Origin of the sequence: Flavobacterium sp. N2038 (assembly GCF_025947185.1) — a bacterium.
In the GTDB taxonomy this organism is placed as follows: domain Bacteria; phylum Bacteroidota; class Bacteroidia; order Flavobacteriales; family Flavobacteriaceae; genus Flavobacterium.
Genome location: NZ_CP110001.1, coordinates 396,752 through 414,696 on the forward strand (window position 1 = coordinate 396,752; position 17,945 = coordinate 414,696).

Sequence of the window (17,945 nt, forward strand, 5' to 3'; positions counted from 1 at the left end):
TAGAAATGGATACCAATTTAGCTTTAGTTTTAGTTTTAGCTCCTTTTTTAGGGTTTTTAATCAATGTTTTCTTTGGGAAAAGCTTAGGAAAAACAGTTTCCGGATTTATCGGAACAGTTGCTGTAGCCGTTTCCTTTGTAGTTACTCTTGTTCTTTTTAATCAAATAACATCTACAGGAAAAGCAATTCAGGTTACTTTATTTGACTGGATTCAAATCAGCAATCTAAAAATCAATCTAGGATTTTTATTAGATCAATTATCTGTTCTTTGGTTATTATTCGTAACCGGAATTGGGTCTTTGATTCACTTATACTCTATCAGTTACATGCACGATGATGAGAATATGCACAAATTTTTTGCCTATTTAAATCTGTTCGTATTCTTTATGATTACGCTTGTAATTGGCAGTAACTTATTAGTACTTTTCATTGGATGGGAAGGCGTTGGACTTTGTTCTTACTTATTAATTGGATTCTGGCATAAAAACCAGGATTACAATGATGCTGCAAAAAAAGCTTTCATCATGAACAGAATTGGAGATTTAGGTCTTTTAATTGGTATGTTCATTATTGGTTCGATGTTTTCAACATTAGATTATGCATCTTTAAAAACTGCAATTGCAGGAGCTTCAAATTTAAATTTACCTTTACTTTCATTAGCAGCTTTATGCTTGTTTATTGGAGCTTGTGGTAAATCAGCTCAAATTCCGTTGTATACCTGGTTGCCAGATGCGATGGCCGGACCAACTCCGGTTTCTGCTTTGATCCACGCAGCTACAATGGTAACTGCAGGTATCTTTATGGTAACAAGATTAAATTTTGTTTTTGACCTTACACCAGATGTTCAAACTGTAATCGCTGTTATTGGAGCAATCACTTCATTAGTAGCTGCTACAATTGGTTTGGTTCAAAACGATATCAAAAAAGTATTGGCTTATTCTACAGTTTCACAATTAGGATTAATGTTCTTAGCATTAGGATTTGGTGCTTATGAAGTAGCTGTTTTTCACGTAATCACTCATGCATTCTTTAAAGCTTGTTTATTCTTAGGTTCCGGATCAGTTATCCATGGATTACACGGAGAACAGGATATGCGTAATATGGGCGGATTGCGTAAAGCAATGCCAATTACTTTCTGGACGATGTTAATTTCTTCATTAGCTATTTCCGGAGTTCCGTTTTTCTCAGGTTTCTTTTCTAAAGATGAAATCTTAATGACCGCTTTCCACCATAGTATTCCTTTATATGTTGTGGGATCTATTGCTTCAATCATGACAGCTTTCTATATGTTCAGATTAATGTTCTTGACTTTCTTTAAAGAATTTAGAGGAACAGAAGAACAAAAACATCATTTACACGAAAGTGGTTCATTAATTACTATTCCGCTTATCATTTTAGCAATTTTAGCAACCTTTGGCGGATTAATCAGTTTACCAGGAAACAGCTGGTTAAATGAATATCTTGCTCCTCTTTTCACAAAAGCAGCTGGTGAAGAACACCATTTAGGAACAACGGAATATACTTTAATGGGAGTTGCTGTATTAGGCGGTTTATTAGGAATCTTTATTGCTTACGTAAAATACTTTAAACAAGATAATGTTCCTGAAGCTGACGAAAACATTACAGGTTTGACAAAAGTTTTATATAACAAATATTATGTTGACGAAATCTACGATGCAATCTTTGTACGTTCTGTAAACGGATTATCAAGATTCTTTAGAGATTATATTGAAACTGGTTTATCTGCCGTTGTTTTCGGATTAGGTAAAGCAGCGAATGAATTAGCATTCCAAGGAAAAAAATTACAAACAGGAAGTATCGGATTATATCTTTTTGCTTTCGTGTTAGGTCTTTGTGCCATTGTATCTTATATATTTTTAGCTCAATAATTTTATAACTATGAACGTTTCTCTTATATTAATTATTCTTTTAGTTGGTGCATTTGTCACTTATTTTGCTGGTGACAAACTCGCTTCAAAAGTAGCTTTGTTCTTTAGTTTGGCAGCTTTGGGCTGTTCGGTTGTATTGTTAAATCATTTTAATGCTGGTGAAAACATCAGTCTTATCAATGCGTGGATCACACAACCTAAAATTTCATTTGCGCTAAATGCTGATGGATTAGCGCTTGCAATGCTTTTGTTGACTACGGCTCTGACTCCAATTATTATCTTCTCTTCTTTTGGGAATGAATATAAAAATTCAAAAGCTTTTTATGCTTTAATATTATTCATGGCGTTTGCAATGACAGGAACTTTCTTGGCAGCGGATGGTCTTTTATACTATATTTTCTGGGAATTAGCCCTTATACCTATTTACTTTATTGCTCTTATTTGGGGTAATGGCGATGCCGAAGAAAGAAGAAAAGCAGTGGTTAAATTCTTTATTTACACACTTGCAGGTTCTTTATTCATGTTAACTGCTTTTATCTATTTATACCAAAAAGCAGGCAGCTTCTTAATCGAAGATTTATATAAAGTAGAATTATCTGCTTGCGAACAATTCTGGATTTTCCTGGCATTCTTCTTAGCTTATGCTATCAAAATTCCAATTATTCCTTTCCATACATGGCAGGCAAATGTGTACCAAAAAGCTCCAACAGTTGGAACAATGCTTTTATCCGGTATCATGTTAAAAATGGGATTATATAGTGTTATTCGTTGGCAATTACCAATTGCTCCACTTGCAGCAAAAGAATACATGAACATTTTTATTGCTTTAGGAATTGCCGGAGTAATCTACGGATCAATTGTAGCTTTAAGACAAAAAGATTTAAAGAAATTACTAGCTTATTCTTCTCTTGCTCACGTTGGATTAATTGCTGCAGGAACTTATACATTGACAATTGATGGTTTCCGCGGAGCAGTTTTACAAATGATCGCTCACGGTTTTGTAGTTGTTGGATTGTTTTATGCTGCAGAAATTATCTACAGAAGATTTGAAACAAGAAATATTGCTGAATTAGGCGGAATCCGTACTCAATCACCAAAATTTACTTCAATGTTTCTAATCTTGGTTTTAGCATCTGTTGCTTTGCCAACTACTTTTAATTTTGTTGGAGAATTTACTGTTTTATATAGCCTTTCTCAAATAAATATCTGGTTCGCTGTTTTAGGTGGAACAACTATTATTTTAGGAGCATATTATATGTTGAAGATGTTTCAAAATGTAATGTTGGGTGAAACTAATTCAAAAATCTTTGCAGACGTTTCTGTTAACGAGGGAATTTCATTAGTCGCAATTATTGCTGTTTTGATTTTCTTTGGATTCTATCCAAAACCTATTACAGATTTGATTACACCAAGTTTAGAAACGATTTTAAACGTTATCAATAAAAACTAAGATTTTAGAATAATGATTAACGATTTTTGATTTCAGATTTTCCGAAACTTAAAAAGTTAAGTATTAAAAAATAAAAATATATTTTAAATAAAATAAATTAGGGCGTTTTAGATTTCCTAAATCAAAAAAACAAAAATGAATACATTAATAGCTATAACAGGATTGGGTATTTTTTGCCTATTGTTTGAAATTCTAAATTTTAGAAAAGGCATCGTTCCGTTTACCATTGTTGGTTTATTGGGTGTCTTGGCGCTTAATTATTATGAATTTGGTTCAACGGCAAGTTATTACAATAACATGATTGCAGTAAGTAAATTCTCAACTACATTTTCATCATTGTTTATTATATTGACTATTTTCCTTGTAGCATTAAGTCATAATTTTTACGAAAATCATCAAACTAAAATTTCTGATTTTGTCGCTATAAAAATATTTTTACTGGCAGGAGCAGTGGCGATGGTATCTTTTGGGAATCTTGCAATGTTCTTTCTTGGAATCGAAATTTTATCCATTGCATTATACGTTTTAGCGGCAAGTGATCGTACGAATATTAAAAGTAATGAAGCTGGTATGAAATATTTCTTAATGGGATCTTTTGCATCAGGGATTATCTTATTCGGAATTTGTTTGATCTATGGAGCAATGGGAACATTTGATGTTACTGAAATTTATGAAAGCTCTCTATCTGCTGAATTGCCAATCTGGTTTCCTATTGGGATGATCTTAATGACAATCGGAATGCTGTTTAAAGTAGCTGCAGTTCCATTCCACTTCTGGGCTCCGGACGTTTACGAAGGTTCGCCTGCTTTAACAACTGCTTTAATGAGTACTCTGGCAAAAGTAGTTGCAATTGCAACACTTTATAAATTAGTAGCAGGATTAAATTTAATTCCGTCATTAGAAAATCAAGATATGCTGGGTACATTTGAGCATATAATTGTTGTAATTTCAATTGCATCTATGACTGTTGGAAATATAATGGCACTACGTCAGGTAAACGTAAAACGTATGCTGGCATTTTCAGGAATCTCACATGCCGGTTTTATGTTAATGACATTCTTATCTATTGCAACATCTGCAGGCACTTTATTGTATTATACATCAGCTTATGCTTTAGCAGGAATTGCAGCATTTAGTGTTATTTTATATGTTTGTAAAAATCAGGATAATGAAGATATTACAAACTTCCACGGACTTGGGAAAACAAATCCACTTTTGGCTGCGATTTTAACTGGTTCATTATTGTCAATGGCCGGAATTCCGATTTTCTCCGGTTTCTTTGCAAAATTATTCTTGTTCAATCAAACGATTCAGGCTGGATATATCGCTTTAGTTATTGTTGCAGTTATTAATTCAATTATAAGTGTTGGATATTATTTCAAACTTATTTTGGCCATGTATTCTAAAGAACCAAATGAAGAGCGCACCGGAAAGCCATTTCTTATTTATGCAGTTGCCATCATTTCAATTGCTTTAAATATTGCTTTAGGTTTATTCCCATCTTTAGTTTTAGACTTATTGAAATAAACACTTCAAGTTATATATATTACAAAACCATTCGAATTAACGGATGGTTTTTTTATTTAATAAGGGTACTTTATTTAGAAGAAAAAATCATGTTAAAAATTTAACGCAAACAAGTACTCTTCAAAAAAACTCCATATATTTGGATACAATTAAAAGTATTAAAAATATGAACTTCAATTCAAAAAATCCATTTTTAAGTGACAAGCGTTTCTCTTCAAATGCTGTTTCTAAAGCTGAAGAAGTACACGAAGCAAAAATTATTGATTACAATCAAGAAATGACTTTGTCTGGTACAATAAACAAGACAGCTATTTTATTTTTAATTTTATGTGCTTCCTCTATGGTAACCTGGTGGATGGCATTTAACGGAATGAACCCAATATTACCAGCCATGGGTGGTGCAATCGTTGGTTTAATTCTTGTTGTAATTTCTTCTTTTAAACCTCAGGCTTCTCCATATTTAGCGCCTGGTTATGCCTTATTTGAAGGTTTATTTATTGGAGGAATTTCTGCAATATTTGAATTAAGATATCCAGGGATAGTTATTAATGCAGTTAGTGCTACTTTGGTTACTTTTTTAGTATGTCTTGGATTGTATAAATTTAAGATTGTAAAAGTTACTGAGCAATTCAAATCAGTTGTGATTGCGGCTACTTTAGCAATTGCTACTTATTATCTAATTTCATGGGTGGTTTCATTATTTACAAGTTGGACTCCTGTACACCATGGAAATTCTATGATGAGTATTGGAATTAGTGTTTTCGTAATCATTATTGCAGCCTTGAATTTATTCCTGGATTTCGATCAAATCGAAAAAGGAGTACAACAAAGAATGCCAAGATACATGGAATGGTTTGGTGCAATGGGGCTAATGATTACATTAGTGTGGTTGTATGTTGAATTCTTAAGATTATTATCTAAACTATCTAGTAAAGACTAAACACGTTTTTACACCATATAGCAAAAGCCTTTTTGATAACTCAAAAAGGCTTTTTTTATGCCTTATAAATTCAAAAAAGGAAGGTGTAAAACAATATTTCTAATCCTTCTTTTATGCAAAAAAGTACTTCTAGTTATCTTAAATTTCAATTTTAATAGCAATAAAAAATATCTCAAAGCGACTTTTCCTTATTTACATATATCTAAAAAGTAGTCTTTTTCTTAATTTAACAAAATTGATAAAAAAAATTATAAAATTGCAAAAACTCTAGATTTTAAACTTTTTCGGAAGAAGCGCTATTTAAAAAAAGTAATAAAAATAAGACTTCACAAAGATTATATTCAATATGTAATAAATTACAATTCATGTAATTTATTACATATTTCAAATACAAACATGTAAATTTTTTAACTATTTATTTTTTTAACTGCAAAAAAATAAGAATATGAAAATTTTACATATTTTTGTGTAATCGATTACAATTAAGCATTGTTTAAGATAATCTAAACCAATTAATAACTATTACTAACTTTTTTAACCAAACGATTATGAAAAAAACCTACTTTTCTTAACTGTTTTTCTTGTTACTGTCCAAATATGGGCGCAACAAGTACAAATCACAGAAGCTTCTGGCTGGCTTGAAACCGCCTTTGTAAAATGGCAGCCAGTTAGCAATGCTCAAACTTACAATGTTTATTACACCGGGAATGGTCTTACTGACCAAAAAATTGACGATCAACTTATTCGTAGTTATGGCTCTTATTTTCGCGCTGACATTCCGGGGCTAAAAGCAGGAAACTACACCGTAAAAATAAAACCGGTAATTTCTGGTACTGAAGGTTCAGGATCTACAACAAGCTCTCTGACTGTTGTAGCGCAAGATCGCAACGGATTTGCTTTTGATGGCGGCAGAGTTCCGGGAGGATACAAAGCAGATGGAACCCCAAAAGACAATGCCGTAATTCTTTATATTACCCAAAACACCAAGAATACCATCTCGATGAACATTACAGGTGCTAGTGCAAATCCTTGTGTAGGTTTGCAAAACATCTTGTATGCGATCAAAAAAGGAAAAGATACTCGTCCTTTTATCTTCAGATTAATTGGAAACATTACCGACATGACCGTAATGGAAGGTGGTGATGTTGTAATTGAAAACACAAACAACGCATCAAGCTATGTGACTTTTGAAGGAATAGGAACCGACGCTGTAGCGAATGGCTGGGGAGTTCGTCTAAAATCGGCTTCAAATATTGAGGTAAGCAATTTAGGATTTATGAACTGCAACAGTACTGCCGGAGATAATGTTGGTATGCAACAAGATAACGATCACATCTGGGTTCACAATTGTGATTTATTCTATGGGAATGCAGGAAGCGATGCTGATCAAATAAAGGGTGATGGCGCATTAGATAATAAATCTTCAACTTATATCACTTTGTCTTATAATCACTTTTGGGATAACGGAAAAGCAAGTTTATTAGGTTTAAGCGAAGGAACTACAACTGGTTTATATATTACTTACCACCACAACTGGTTCGATCACTCAGACTCACGTCATCCACGTGTTCGTTATTACTCAGCTCACATTTATAATAATTATTATGATGGCGTTTCTAAATATGGCTCAGGATCAACGCTTGGTTCATCATTATTTGTAGAAGGAAACTATTTCAGAAACAGCAAACATCCGATGTTAACTTCCTTGCAAGGTTCTGATATTTGGGATGAAGCTAATCAGGTAAATAATGCCGGAACGATGGGAACTTTCTCTGGAGAAGCAGGTGGCTCTATAAAAGCTTATAATAATACTTTTGATGCTTCGAATGGAACAAATAATATGCGATTTGTAGCTTATAATGACCCAAATCCATTATACAATATTTCAGGAAAAATTAGTTCATCTACAGATTTTGACGCTTATGTTGCCACTTCAAGAGGTGAAACAGTAAGCAATACTATAAAATCTAAATCTGGCGCAAATACATACAATAACTTCGATACTGACGCAGCTTTATATGTAAAAAACCTGGTTATTGATCAACCGGCAACAGCTAAAACAAAAGTAACACAATATGCCGGACGTGTTTCTGGTGGGGATTTAAAATGGCTATTTGACAACAGTGTAGACGACACATCATCACTTGTAATAACAGCTCTTAAATCAGCACTTACAAATTATACTGGAGCTTTAGTTGCTATTCAAGGCGAAGGGAATCCCCAGCAAGTTCACAAACTCTAACTTCTACAGGTAATCAAAATCAAAGTGTAACAAGCGGAACAGCAATTGCTTCAATCGTATTTACCTGGGGCGGAGACGCTACAGATGCAACTGTAACCGGACTACCTGCATCAGGAATTAGCTTTGTAAAAAATACAACTGCAAAAACAATTACTATTACAGGAACTCCAACTGCTACTGTATCCTACTCTATCGCAACTACCGGAACAGGAACACCTGCAACTGCATCTGGAACTATAACGGTTACAGCAGCCGGAACACAAACTTTAACGTCAACTTCTAATAACAACCAGACTGTTACAAGTGGTACTGCCATAAATTCTATTGTTTTTACATGGGGAGGAAATGCTACAGATGCAACTGTAACTGGATTACCTGCATCTGGAATTAGTTTTGTGAAAAATACAACTGCAAAAACAATTACAATTACTGGAACTCCGACTGCTACCGTATCTTATTCGATTGCAACAACCGGAACTGGAACACCTGCAACAGGGTCAGGAACAATTACAGTAAATTCCGGAACACCAAGCGGAAACGAAATTCACAATTTTACTACTTCTGGAAAAACGAGTACTTTTTATTCGATAACAGGAAATATGAACTCTACTGATGGTTCTGTAACTTATGCCGGGTTAACTTTAACAGCACGCTTAAAAATAGAATCAAGTACATCAATTACCTATACAACAACTAGTGCATCAACATTAACTCTAGTTTTTGATTCTAATTTTACTGGTACAATAAAAGTAAATAACGTATCGTACACAGCTTCAGCCGGAATTGTTACGGCTTCAATTCCTGCAGGTTCAAACACAATTACTAAAGGATCTGTGGCAAATTTATTCTACATCGCTACTGAATATACAAGCGGAGCAACTTTAAGAATGGCACAAACAGCTGAAGTTACAGCAGAACCACAAGCTGCAAAAGCAATCCTATATCCAAACCCGGTTTCTGATATTCTATATGTTACGAAAGGAACACAAACTATAGAAAAAGTTTTGGTGTATAACATGTCGGGAACACTAGTAAAAAGTGCCGGAAAAGACCCAGAAAGCATTGATGTAAGCGGTTTAATTGCCGGGACTTACTTAGTGAAAGTTTATACCAATGATGGATCATTCAATCAAACTATTCTGAAAAAATAAAAAAACAAACTTTAATAACATTATCTCAAATGCAAAAGGCTTCCGAAAATGGAAGCCTTTTATTTTTTAAAAATTTTCTGATCCTGGCAGATTTTCTAAAACGATGTTTGGATTATCTTTTGCAAATAACATCTGCCGCTTCAATTGAAATTTTTTGATTTCATGTTTACTTGGTATGCTATCATTTAGCGTATTTGTTACTTCATGTTCAGCTACTCCTGTAACTAAATTATAATCACTGGACAAATGAGAACCTGCTCCGGCATTAAAAGTATGCATCTCTGTAAGAACTAAATCATTGTTCACATATTTGTATAATGTTTCTCTTGTACCAGCTGGCCCTCCACCACTCTGAAGCATAATGTGCAATACTTTATTCTCGATATAAATCTCCTCTGATGTATATATCTGGTAACCACTTTCTGTATATTCGGGATCAACAGCTTCCCAAGAAATATCCTGAAGTTTATACTCTCCTGTTTCCTGTTTTAAAAGAACTAAAACTGCACGAGAATCTTGATTATCATTCTCATTTTGTAATACAATCACAATGTCCTTAAGCGCATCATCATTAAGGAAGCCTTCCGCTTTCATTTTTATTATATAAGGTACACCTACAAAATCATCAGCAGTTTTTCCTGTTTTAGGAAATTCCGGGGCAGTAAATACTTCTTCATCTTCTGTTTCTGTCTCGTCAGGAATAGGCTGATATAAAGCATCCTTTTTTACTGATATCGCTTTTACATCTGTTTTTTTATTACAGCTTATAATAGTTACTGCAATAATTAAGAAAATCATTTTACATTTCATTATTAGAAATTTTTACTCAAACTTAAATAAAATCCCACAGAATTAAACTATAAAAAAAACCGCCTTTCCTAAATCAGATAGAAAAAGCGGTTTAGATTAAAAACTAAAATTATTTACAGATCAAATTTTATTCCTTGAGCTAAAGGTAAACTTGTAGTGTAATTAATGGTATTCGTTTGACGTCTCATATAGATTTTCCATGCATCAGAACCCGATTCACGTCCGCCTCCCGTTTCTTTTTCTCCACCAAAAGCACCTCCAATTTCAGCGCCTGAAGTTCCGATATTTACATTTGCAATTCCACAGTCAGAACCCGTAACCGATAAAAATCTCTCGGCTTCACGCAAATTGTTGGTCATAATTGCAGACGACAATCCTTGTGCCACTCCATTTTGAAGTTCAATAGCATTATCAACCTCTCCAGAATATTTAATTAAATATAAAACCGGAGCAAAAGTTTCGTGCTGCACAATTTCAAATGAGTTTTTAGCCTCTGCAATTGCTGGTTTTACATAACATCCGCTTTCGTAACCTTCTCCGGAAAGTACTCCTCCTTCAACGAGTATATTTCCTCCCTCGGCTACCACTTTATTTAAAGCAGTTGCATACATTTCAACTGCATGAGTATCAATTAGTGGTCCAACATGATTATTTTCGTCCAGTGGATTTCCAATGCGTAATTGCTTGTACGCAGCAACTAAAGCATCTTTTACTTTATCATAAATACTTTCGTGAATAATTAATCTTCGAGTTGAAGTACAACGCTGCCCTGCTGTTCCAACAGCACCAAAAACAGCACCAATAACGGTCATTTTAATATCAGCATCTGGCGTAACAATAATCGCATTATTTCCACCTAACTCTAATAACGATTTACCTAAACGACCTGCCACAGCCTGAGCTACAATTTTTCCCATTCTGGTAGAACCCGTTGCTGATACTAATGGAATTCGAGTATCTGCCGTCATTAATTCGCCTATTTTATAATCTCCATTAATCAAGCATGAAATTCCTTCCGGAAGATTATTTTCTTTAATAACCTGAGCAATTATATTTTGACATGCAATACCACAAAGAGGTGTTTTTTCAGAAGGTTTCCATACACATACGTCACCGGAAATCCAAGCCAAAGCGGTATTCCACGACCAAACTGCAACCGGAAAATTGAAAGCAGAAATAATACCCACAACTCCTAACGAATGATATTGTTCGTACATTCTATGTCCTGGTCTTTCAGAATGCATCGTTAATCCGTGTAACTGACGTGATAACCCAACTGCAAAATCACAGATATCGATCATTTCCTGAACTTCTCCATAACCTTCCTGCAGTGATTTCCCCATTTCATAAGAAACCAACTTACCTAAAGCTTCTTTATTCTGACGCAATTTTTCTCCAAACTGACGTACAATTTCTCCACGTTGTGGCGCAGGAATTAATCTAAAGCTTTTAAAAGCTTCTGTTGCAGATTGCATTACTTTTTCGTAATCCTGAGCTGTTGACATTTTTACCGAAGCAATTAATTTTCCGTCAACTGGTGAATAACTTTCTAAAATTTCTCCCGAAGAAAAATTCTGCAACCCAGTTGATGTTCCTTCATTTATCGATTTGATGCCCAATTTTTCCAGAGCCTCATTCATTCCAAATTGCGATGCTATTGTTGTCATTGTAACTTTTTTAGTTAAAATTGTTATATTTTTATGTAAAGATATTATTTCAAGCTGAATTTTGATCAAACCCAGCTGTTAAAATCAAAGTAAATTTAGGGTTAATAAATAGGATTAACTCTTCTTTGGCACAATTTATTCCCTGCAATTGATGAAATTTGCAGAAACAAAATTATATAATTATGAACATTTTTTCACGGTTTGCGATCTGCATCTTATTACTTTCGACAAATGCATTTTCTCAAAAAGAACAAAAAGCTTCTTTTCAGGTAGTTCCTCTGGGGATAAAAGGCGGAATCGATGAAAAAAATCTTTCGGCTTATTTAGTGGCTCCAATTAATACTAATGATTATATAAGTCTTGATGCCGGAACCATAAATGCCGGAATCGAAAAAGCTATTGAAAACAAAGTTTTTAAAGTTTCAATCAGCGAAGTTTTACGTAAATATATTAAAGGTTATTTTATTTCGCATGCCCATTTAGATCATGTTTCAGGTTTGATTATTAATTCACCCGCAGATTCATCCAAAACCGTTTATGCGACTGAAAAATGCATGCAAATGATGGAAAATCATTATTTCAATGATGAAACCTGGGCTAATTTTGGTGACAAAGGTCCCGGAAAGCCACTAAAAAAATATCATTTTCAGACTTTAAACTTTAGCGAAGAAACTCAGATAACTAATACAACAATGACGGTGAAAGCTTTTCCATTAAGCCATGTAAATCCGTTTGAGAGTACTGCTTTTTTAATTAAAAATGGAGAATCATATGTATTATACTTAGGTGATACTGGCCCTGATGCTGTCGAAAAAAGTAATAATCTAAAAGATTTATGGACGGCAGTTGCGCCTTTGGTACAAAACAAACAGCTTAAAGGCATTTTCATTGAGGTTTCTTTCCCAAACGAACAACCTGATCAGTTTTTATTTGGCCATTTGACTCCAAATTACTTAATGAAAGAACTTCATGTTTTAGAAGACCTGGCTGGAAAAGATTCTTTAAAAGGTTTTAAAATTATTGTGACTCATTTAAAACCTCCAACTAAAAATATTACAAAGCTTAAAGAACAGCTTAAAAATCAAAATGATTTGGGAGTGAAAATTATTTATCCTGAACAAGGGAAAAGGTTTGAATTGTAGTTTTTTTTAAACCACAAATTATAATTATTAAAGTGTGTAACACTATATACTTTAACTTAAAATACATCAAAAAAACAAATCCGACAGGTTTTTAAAAACCTGTCGGATTTACTATTTACAGCAAAATCAAAATTATTTTTTAGCTGTAAATCTTGGATCGGTTTCCATAACAGTTCCACAATTATTACAAGTTCTTAACTCTTCTGAATTATAGAAATGTTCAAAATGAGGAAGGAAATCTTTTTCAATATTATGCAATTCAAAATATACTTCATAAAGTTTGTGATTGCAGTTATCACAGTGCCACAGCAAGCCATCTGTGTATCCTAATCCGGCACGTTTACGTTCAATTACTAGACCTATTGAGCCTTCTGAACGAACCGGAGAATGTGGGATTTTAGCAGGATGAAGATACATATCACCCGCATTTAATTCCATTTCTTTGCGTTCGCCATCTTCCTGAATTACTACCTTGATACTTCCTTCCAGTTGATAAAAAAGCTCTTCAGTTTCATTATAGTGATAATCTTTTCGGGCATTTGGTCCCGCTACGACCATGACAATGTAATCGCCTGAATCAACATATAGATTTTTATTTCCAACAGGTGGTTTAAGTAATTGTCGGTTTTCTTCAATCCATTTTGTGAGATTGAAAGGTTTTGCTATAGCCATTTTTAAGAATGATAAATTTATGAGAAGCTAATTTAGTGAAAGTTTTCTGTAGAGACACACTGTAATACATTTCTACTTTTGATTTTCTTTTATTAAATAAATATAAACCGGAAAATGATCACTAAAACCGGCTTCAGTTAACGTATTTCTTAAGGGATATCCTTTGTATTTCCCATAAGTCTGAACCAGGTAAGATCTGTTGAAAATTCCTGCTTTCCAAAACTTAAAAGTCGAAAAATCAGATTTTATAAGCGATTCTGTCATTATAATTTGATCAAAAATATCCCATGAATCACGAAAAGCAATTGTCCCCATACCCTTATTCAGCATTTCTTCAAACGGATTAAACATTCCAAATTCCGGAACTTCTGCTTTCTTTCCCTTTGCTCCCAACACTGTTTTTATACTTTTATTAAATGGTCCATCATTTAGATCTCCCATTGTTATCACTTTTGCATTGGGGTTTATCTGTTGTAAAGAATCAATTATTTTTCTGTTTAAAGCTCCTGCAGCTTCCCTAAATTTACTTGAAGCTTTTTCTCCTCCTGATCTTGAAGGCCAGTGATTAATAATAATATGAATTTCTTCATCTTCTAAAAAACCGGTAACCAAAAGCTGATCTCTTGTAAAAACACGATCTTTATTCGTTTTCATTTCTACATCACCCAGATCTTCGTTTTTATCCACCTGAAGAACCGAATTGTTTTTGTAAATTAATAGCGGAATGTTCGAAAAAGACGTCGGTCTGAAATACTTTTTTTTGTAAAGAAGTGCAACATCAATTCCGCGCTGATCTGGTGAATCAAAATGTATAATTCCATAATCTAAATCTGCGATTTTTTCCTGCCTCACCAAATCTTCAAGTACGCCTCTGTTTTCCACTTCAGAACAACCAAGTAAAGTTGGTGAAACCGAATTCTCGGGCGTTCCAATCTCAGAAATTACCCTTGAAAGATTCTTTAATTTTTGCTCGTATTTTTCTTTTGTCCAATGCTGTGCTCCTGTCGGTGTCCACTCATCATTGTTTGTATTTGCATTATTTATAGTATCAAAAAGATTTTCGAAATTATAAAAGGCAACGGTATGAATGATATATTTTTTAGATTGCGCATTTAAAATATAAATTGCAAAAAAAACGACTAAACAAAAATGAAATTTAATAATTTACATGACTTAATTAATTTAAATCGCCAATTTAAACATATTGTAGGAAATTTCTTTTAATTTCTTGTTTTTAATATTTAAATTTGTCTCTGATTAATATTTAAACAGCTAAAAAACCATGAATAACCTACTTTATATCAAGAAACGTTTTGCATTTTGTCAAATCGCATTTCTTACTTTTGCTTTGCAAACATTCACCTGTCAATCTCAACAAAAAATGATAACACCACCTTACTTACAAAAAGGAGATACTGTAGTTCTTTTAGCAACAGCCAGAAAAAATATCGATGACAATTTAAAACCTACAATAGATTTGCTGCATAGCTGGGGTCTTGAGGCAGTAATTGGAAGTACGATTGGCCTTGATTACAATCAGCTTGCCGGAACAGACGAACAACGTGCTGCCGATTTTCAAAAACAATTGGACAACCCAAATATTAAAGCGATTTGGTGTGTACGTGGTGGCTATGGTACGGTTAGAATGATCGATTTACTTGATTTTACAAAGTTCAGGAAACATCCAAAATGGGTAATTGGTTTTAGCGATGTAACGGTTTTACACAATCACTTAAACACAATGGGCTACAAATCGATTCATGGTACAATGCCAGTGAGTGTAGCACGTAATACACCGGAAGCTATCAGCTCTCTAAAAGCAAGTTTATTTGGTGAGCCTTTATCGTATTCAGTAGCTCCGGATCCAATGAATCGTTTTGGAAAAGCAACAGGAGAATTAGTTGGCGGAAATCTTTCTATTCTATACAGCTTATTAGGTTCGCAATCTGCAATTGACTGTAAGGATAAAATATTATTCATCGAGGATTTAGATGAATATTTATATCATGTTGATCGTATGATGATGAATTTAAAACGCAATGGTTGTATCGAAAACCTTAAAGGAATTGTTATTGGTGCAATGACCAGCATGAAAGATAATGAAGTGCCGTGGGGAAAAAATGCACTCGAAATCATTGATGATGTAACTAAAAAATATAATATTCCTGTAATTTTCAACTTCCCAGCCGGTCACATTAGAGACAATAGAGCTTTAATAATGGGGAATACTGTTACAATTGATGTAAATGCTTCCGGAAGTACTCTTAGTTTCCAAAAGTAATTTTAAACTGGAATAATACAGTTTAAAAAAGCCAAAATACCACACATATATTCTCATAAAGACGCAAAGTCGCAAAGTTTTAAAGATATACTTTGCGACTTTGCGTCTTTCTATGCGTAAAAAAATGAACCTAACCTAAATCTTGACAACTTAAACAAATTTATGGCAAAACATAACGAACTCGGAAAACTTGGAGAAGATTTGGCGGCTTCATATCTTGAAGAAAATGGTTATAAAATTCGAGATCGAAACTACATTTTTCAAAAAGCCGAAATAGATATTATTGCGCAAAAAGATGATATTTTAGCCATAGTTGAAGTTAAAACAAGATCGAGTCTGGATTTTGGTTCTCCACAGGATTTTGTCAAGTCAAAAAAAATTCAGCTACTCATAAAAGCAGTAAATGCCTACATAAACGATAGGGAAAAGGATTTTGATGAAAATTTAAATATTCGTTTTGACATCGTTGCCATCCATAAAACCAAGGAAACATTTGCTATTGAACATCTTACTGACGCTTTTTATCATTTTTAACATATTTTTTCATTGTTATAATTGTAACAATTTGTTTTTTTATTTATCTTTGCAGAGATTTATAACATCAAATTAACTAAACCAACCCAATTAAGTTACAAAAAAAAAGAAAAAAAACTATGAAAACCGTTTCTTCCATCGTCGAAAATTACATTAAAACAAAACCCTTTTTACTAAATGCATTATCGCTCGGAATTATCAATTTAACTTCTTTGTCACGGAACATTATGACCGAACTGGAAAGTGAATTTGGTAAAGAGGTAAAACAAGGTGCAGTTGTAATGTCACTTAAAAGACTTACCGAAGAACTGGATTTTAAACTGAATCATAAAATCAATAAAGTAATTAAGAATATTGGTGAAATTACGGTTCGTTCTGAATTGACAGATTACACATTTTCTGCTTCAGAAACTGTTTTAAACAAACAAGCTGATTTAATTTCTGATATTAATGCTTTATCTGATATTTTTTACACCTCATCGCGTGGTGTAAATGAAACAAATATTGTGGTGAGCAGCAGTGTTAATCATCTGGTTGAAAAGCACTTTATGCGCGAAAAACTAATTCAGAAATTAGACAATTTAGCTTCAATTACTGTAAAACTTCCAAAAGAAAATATTGTAGTTCCCGGAATTTATTATTTCATTTTTCAGCGTTTAGCCTGGGAAGGAATTATTATAAACGAGGTAATTTCGACTTCAAATGAATTTACAATTCTGGTTGGAGAAGATCAGGTTGATGTTGCTTTTAAAGTTATTAAAGATTTGAAGAACTAATCTAAATTTCAAATTAAAAAATAGAATGGCGTATGAGAATTTCATACGCCATTTTTTATTTTTTCCTATCACTAATTCAGAAATTACTTCGCCTGTTCGTTTTCCTTGAGTTGTAACAATCTTTTTCTAAAAGTTATAACACAGAGTAAACCCAAAATCATTCTTTAATGTAATATCATTTTTTATCACAACAGGTTTAAATGCCAATCTTTCATCTACATTAAATTGTGATAAAGCAGCATCAACATTTGCATCGATGATATTTAAAACATAAAATCCAACAATAAACAAAGCCGATAAATCCCTGTTTCTCTGAAACTGCTTTTGAGCTGCAATCAATTGACTTTCACTTAATCCGGATAAAAAAGCTGAATGGCCAGATGTACCTTCTAGTCTGCTTTTATATTCATCTCTGTACAAATTGTATTTTTTTTGATTGTCAATATAGAAATAAGTACTCACACCAATTGCACCATAAACCAAAGGTACTTTCCAGTATTTTTTATTATAAAACTGTCCTAAACCTGGTAAAATAGCCGAATAAAATGCTGCTTTTGCAGGACGAAGGGGATCAATTGCTTCTGCTTTAAGGTTATCATTTAAAATGATTTTAGTTTTTTCCTGAGCGAAAACTGAAGTTAATCCAAAAAATAAAAATAGAAGAAGAAATTGATTCTGCATATAAAGTTGGCTTTGAAAATTTTGATCAAAGAAAACTTTTTAGTTCTAAGATTTTTCTTAAATAAATAATAAAGAAAACCTAATTTTTTATTTTGTTTGCCACGAATTACACAAATTAGCACGAATTTATTTTAAACAATTATGCCACAGATTAAAAGGATTTAAATGATTTTTTTAATCTTA

The 17,945-nt window shown here is 33.2% G+C and carries 17 protein-coding genes; 10 read left to right on the plus strand and 7 right to left on the minus strand.

Translation table 11 applies throughout. The features are described 5' to 3' along the window. Nucleotides 1–5: 5 nt before the first annotated feature. The 4 genes from nuoL (at nucleotide 6) to OLM51_RS01690 (ending at nucleotide 5,806) form a co-directional block, all read left to right on the plus strand. On the plus strand, nucleotides 6–1,889 hold the full coding sequence (gene nuoL / locus OLM51_RS01675; RefSeq protein WP_264552692.1) for an NADH-quinone oxidoreductase subunit L: 1,884 nt from the start codon (nucleotides 6–8) through the stop codon (nucleotides 1,887–1,889). 10 nt (nucleotides 1,890–1,899) lie between these two features. Then, complete coding sequence (locus OLM51_RS01680; protein WP_264552693.1) at nucleotides 1,900–3,339, plus strand: complex I subunit 4 family protein; 1,440 nt, start codon at nucleotides 1,900–1,902, stop codon at nucleotides 3,337–3,339. A 135-nt stretch (nucleotides 3,340–3,474) separates the two neighbouring features. Beyond that, complete coding sequence (locus tag OLM51_RS01685) at nucleotides 3,475–4,866, plus strand: NADH-quinone oxidoreductase subunit N (RefSeq protein WP_264552694.1); 1,392 nt, start codon at nucleotides 3,475–3,477, stop codon at nucleotides 4,864–4,866. A gap of 166 nt (nucleotides 4,867–5,032) precedes the next feature. Continuing rightward, nucleotides 5,033–5,806, plus strand: a complete 774-nt coding sequence (locus tag OLM51_RS01690) for a Bax inhibitor-1/YccA family protein (protein WP_264552695.1) — start codon at nucleotides 5,033–5,035, stop codon at nucleotides 5,804–5,806. Nucleotides 5,807–6,604: 798 nt separating this feature from the next. On the opposite strand, the gene OLM51_RS01695 is transcribed toward OLM51_RS01690, so the two are convergent. Then, complete coding sequence (locus tag OLM51_RS01695; protein WP_264552696.1) at nucleotides 6,605–6,760, minus strand: hypothetical protein; 156 nt, start codon at nucleotides 6,758–6,760, stop codon at nucleotides 6,605–6,607. A 46-nt stretch (nucleotides 6,761–6,806) separates the two neighbouring features. Between OLM51_RS01695 and OLM51_RS01700 the strand changes: the two genes are divergently transcribed. Then, nucleotides 6,807–8,048 (plus strand): polysaccharide lyase family 1 protein, encoded by a 1,242-nt coding sequence (locus tag OLM51_RS01700; protein WP_264552697.1) that lies wholly within the window; start codon nucleotides 6,807–6,809, stop codon nucleotides 8,046–8,048. Between the two features lie 184 nt (nucleotides 8,049–8,232). Here OLM51_RS01700 and OLM51_RS01705 read toward each other — a convergent pair whose 3' ends face one another. Next, entirely contained in the window at nucleotides 8,233–8,364 is a 132-nt protein-coding gene (locus OLM51_RS01705; protein WP_264552698.1) for a hypothetical protein, read from the minus strand. Between the two features lie 79 nt (nucleotides 8,365–8,443). On the opposite strand from OLM51_RS01705, the gene OLM51_RS01710 reads away from it, so the two are divergent. Next, nucleotides 8,444–9,199, plus strand: coding sequence for a T9SS type A sorting domain-containing protein (locus OLM51_RS01710; RefSeq protein ID WP_264552699.1), 756 nt, complete (start codon nucleotides 8,444–8,446; stop codon nucleotides 9,197–9,199). A 66-nt stretch (nucleotides 9,200–9,265) separates the two neighbouring features. Here the strand turns inward: OLM51_RS01710 and OLM51_RS01715 are convergent, their stop codons facing one another. Both OLM51_RS01715 and OLM51_RS01720 read right to left on the minus strand, forming a co-directional pair. After that, the gene (locus tag OLM51_RS01715; RefSeq protein WP_264552700.1) at nucleotides 9,266–10,009 is read right to left on the minus strand and encodes a hypothetical protein; all 744 of its coding nucleotides are present in this window, start codon (nucleotides 10,007–10,009) and stop codon (nucleotides 9,266–9,268) included. A 113-nt stretch (nucleotides 10,010–10,122) separates the two neighbouring features. After that, nucleotides 10,123–11,676, minus strand: a complete 1,554-nt coding sequence (locus OLM51_RS01720) for an aldehyde dehydrogenase family protein (protein ID WP_264552701.1) — start codon at nucleotides 11,674–11,676, stop codon at nucleotides 10,123–10,125. Nucleotides 11,677–11,858: 182 nt separating this feature from the next. Between OLM51_RS01720 and OLM51_RS01725 the strand changes: the two genes are divergently transcribed. Next, nucleotides 11,859–12,818 (plus strand): MBL fold metallo-hydrolase, encoded by a 960-nt coding sequence (locus OLM51_RS01725; protein ID WP_264552702.1) that lies wholly within the window; start codon nucleotides 11,859–11,861, stop codon nucleotides 12,816–12,818. 132 nt (nucleotides 12,819–12,950) lie between these two features. Here OLM51_RS01725 and OLM51_RS01730 read toward each other — a convergent pair whose 3' ends face one another. Then, nucleotides 12,951–13,490 carry a 3-hydroxyanthranilate 3,4-dioxygenase gene (locus tag OLM51_RS01730; protein ID WP_264552703.1) on the minus strand — a complete coding sequence of 180 codons (540 nt, stop codon included), beginning with the start codon at nucleotides 13,488–13,490 and terminating at the stop codon, nucleotides 12,951–12,953. 72 nt (nucleotides 13,491–13,562) lie between these two features. Further along, nucleotides 13,563–14,654 carry an endonuclease/exonuclease/phosphatase family protein gene (locus tag OLM51_RS01735; protein WP_264554262.1) on the minus strand — a complete coding sequence of 364 codons (1,092 nt, stop codon included), beginning with the start codon at nucleotides 14,652–14,654 and terminating at the stop codon, nucleotides 13,563–13,565. A 217-nt stretch (nucleotides 14,655–14,871) separates the two neighbouring features. Here OLM51_RS01735 and OLM51_RS01740 point away from each other — a divergent pair, with 217 nt between their 5' ends. The 3 genes from OLM51_RS01740 (at nucleotide 14,872) to OLM51_RS01750 (ending at nucleotide 17,081) form a co-directional block, all read left to right on the plus strand. Then, nucleotides 14,872–15,771 carry a S66 peptidase family protein gene (locus OLM51_RS01740; protein WP_264552704.1) on the plus strand — a complete coding sequence of 300 codons (900 nt, stop codon included), beginning with the start codon at nucleotides 14,872–14,874 and terminating at the stop codon, nucleotides 15,769–15,771. 162 nt (nucleotides 15,772–15,933) lie between these two features. Then, entirely contained in the window at nucleotides 15,934–16,305 is a 372-nt protein-coding gene (locus tag OLM51_RS01745; protein WP_264552705.1) for a YraN family protein, read from the plus strand. A gap of 119 nt (nucleotides 16,306–16,424) precedes the next feature. Continuing rightward, nucleotides 16,425–17,081: an aspartate kinase gene (locus OLM51_RS01750; RefSeq protein WP_155101600.1), complete on the plus strand. Its 657-nt coding sequence runs from the start codon at nucleotides 16,425–16,427 to the stop codon at nucleotides 17,079–17,081. A 126-nt stretch (nucleotides 17,082–17,207) separates the two neighbouring features. Here the strand turns inward: OLM51_RS01750 and OLM51_RS01755 are convergent, their stop codons facing one another. Further along, the gene (locus tag OLM51_RS01755; RefSeq protein WP_264552706.1) at nucleotides 17,208–17,762 is read right to left on the minus strand and encodes a DUF5683 domain-containing protein; all 555 of its coding nucleotides are present in this window, start codon (nucleotides 17,760–17,762) and stop codon (nucleotides 17,208–17,210) included. Nucleotides 17,763–17,945: the final 183 nt, after the last annotated feature.

Coding starts and splice junctions, on each gene's coding strand:
- nuoL (WP_264552692.1), top strand. CDS start 6: ATGGATACCAATTTAGCTTTAGTTTTAGTTTTAGCTCCTTTTTTAGGG.
- OLM51_RS01680 (WP_264552693.1), top strand. CDS start 1,900: ATGAACGTTTCTCTTATATTAATTATTCTTTTAGTTGGTGCATTTGTC.
- OLM51_RS01685 (WP_264552694.1), top strand. CDS start 3,475: ATGAATACATTAATAGCTATAACAGGATTGGGTATTTTTTGCCTATTG.
- OLM51_RS01690 (WP_264552695.1), top strand. CDS start 5,033: ATGAACTTCAATTCAAAAAATCCATTTTTAAGTGACAAGCGTTTCTCT.
- OLM51_RS01700 (WP_264552697.1), top strand. CDS start 6,807: ATGAACATTACAGGTGCTAGTGCAAATCCTTGTGTAGGTTTGCAAAAC.
- OLM51_RS01705 (WP_264552698.1), bottom strand. CDS start 8,364: ATGGCAGTACCACTTGTAACAGTCTGGTTGTTATTAGAAGTTGACGTT.
- OLM51_RS01715 (WP_264552700.1), bottom strand. CDS start 10,009: ATGAAATGTAAAATGATTTTCTTAATTATTGCAGTAACTATTATAAGC.
- OLM51_RS01720 (WP_264552701.1), bottom strand. CDS start 11,676: ATGACAACAATAGCATCGCAATTTGGAATGAATGAGGCTCTGGAAAAA.
- OLM51_RS01725 (WP_264552702.1), top strand. CDS start 11,859: ATGAACATTTTTTCACGGTTTGCGATCTGCATCTTATTACTTTCGACA.
- OLM51_RS01730 (WP_264552703.1), bottom strand. CDS start 13,490: ATGGCTATAGCAAAACCTTTCAATCTCACAAAATGGATTGAAGAAAAC.
- OLM51_RS01740 (WP_264552704.1), top strand. CDS start 14,872: ATGATAACACCACCTTACTTACAAAAAGGAGATACTGTAGTTCTTTTA.
- OLM51_RS01745 (WP_264552705.1), top strand. CDS start 15,934: ATGGCAAAACATAACGAACTCGGAAAACTTGGAGAAGATTTGGCGGCT.
- OLM51_RS01750 (WP_155101600.1), top strand. CDS start 16,425: ATGAAAACCGTTTCTTCCATCGTCGAAAATTACATTAAAACAAAACCC.
- OLM51_RS01755 (WP_264552706.1), bottom strand. CDS start 17,762: ATGCAGAATCAATTTCTTCTTCTATTTTTATTTTTTGGATTAACTTCA.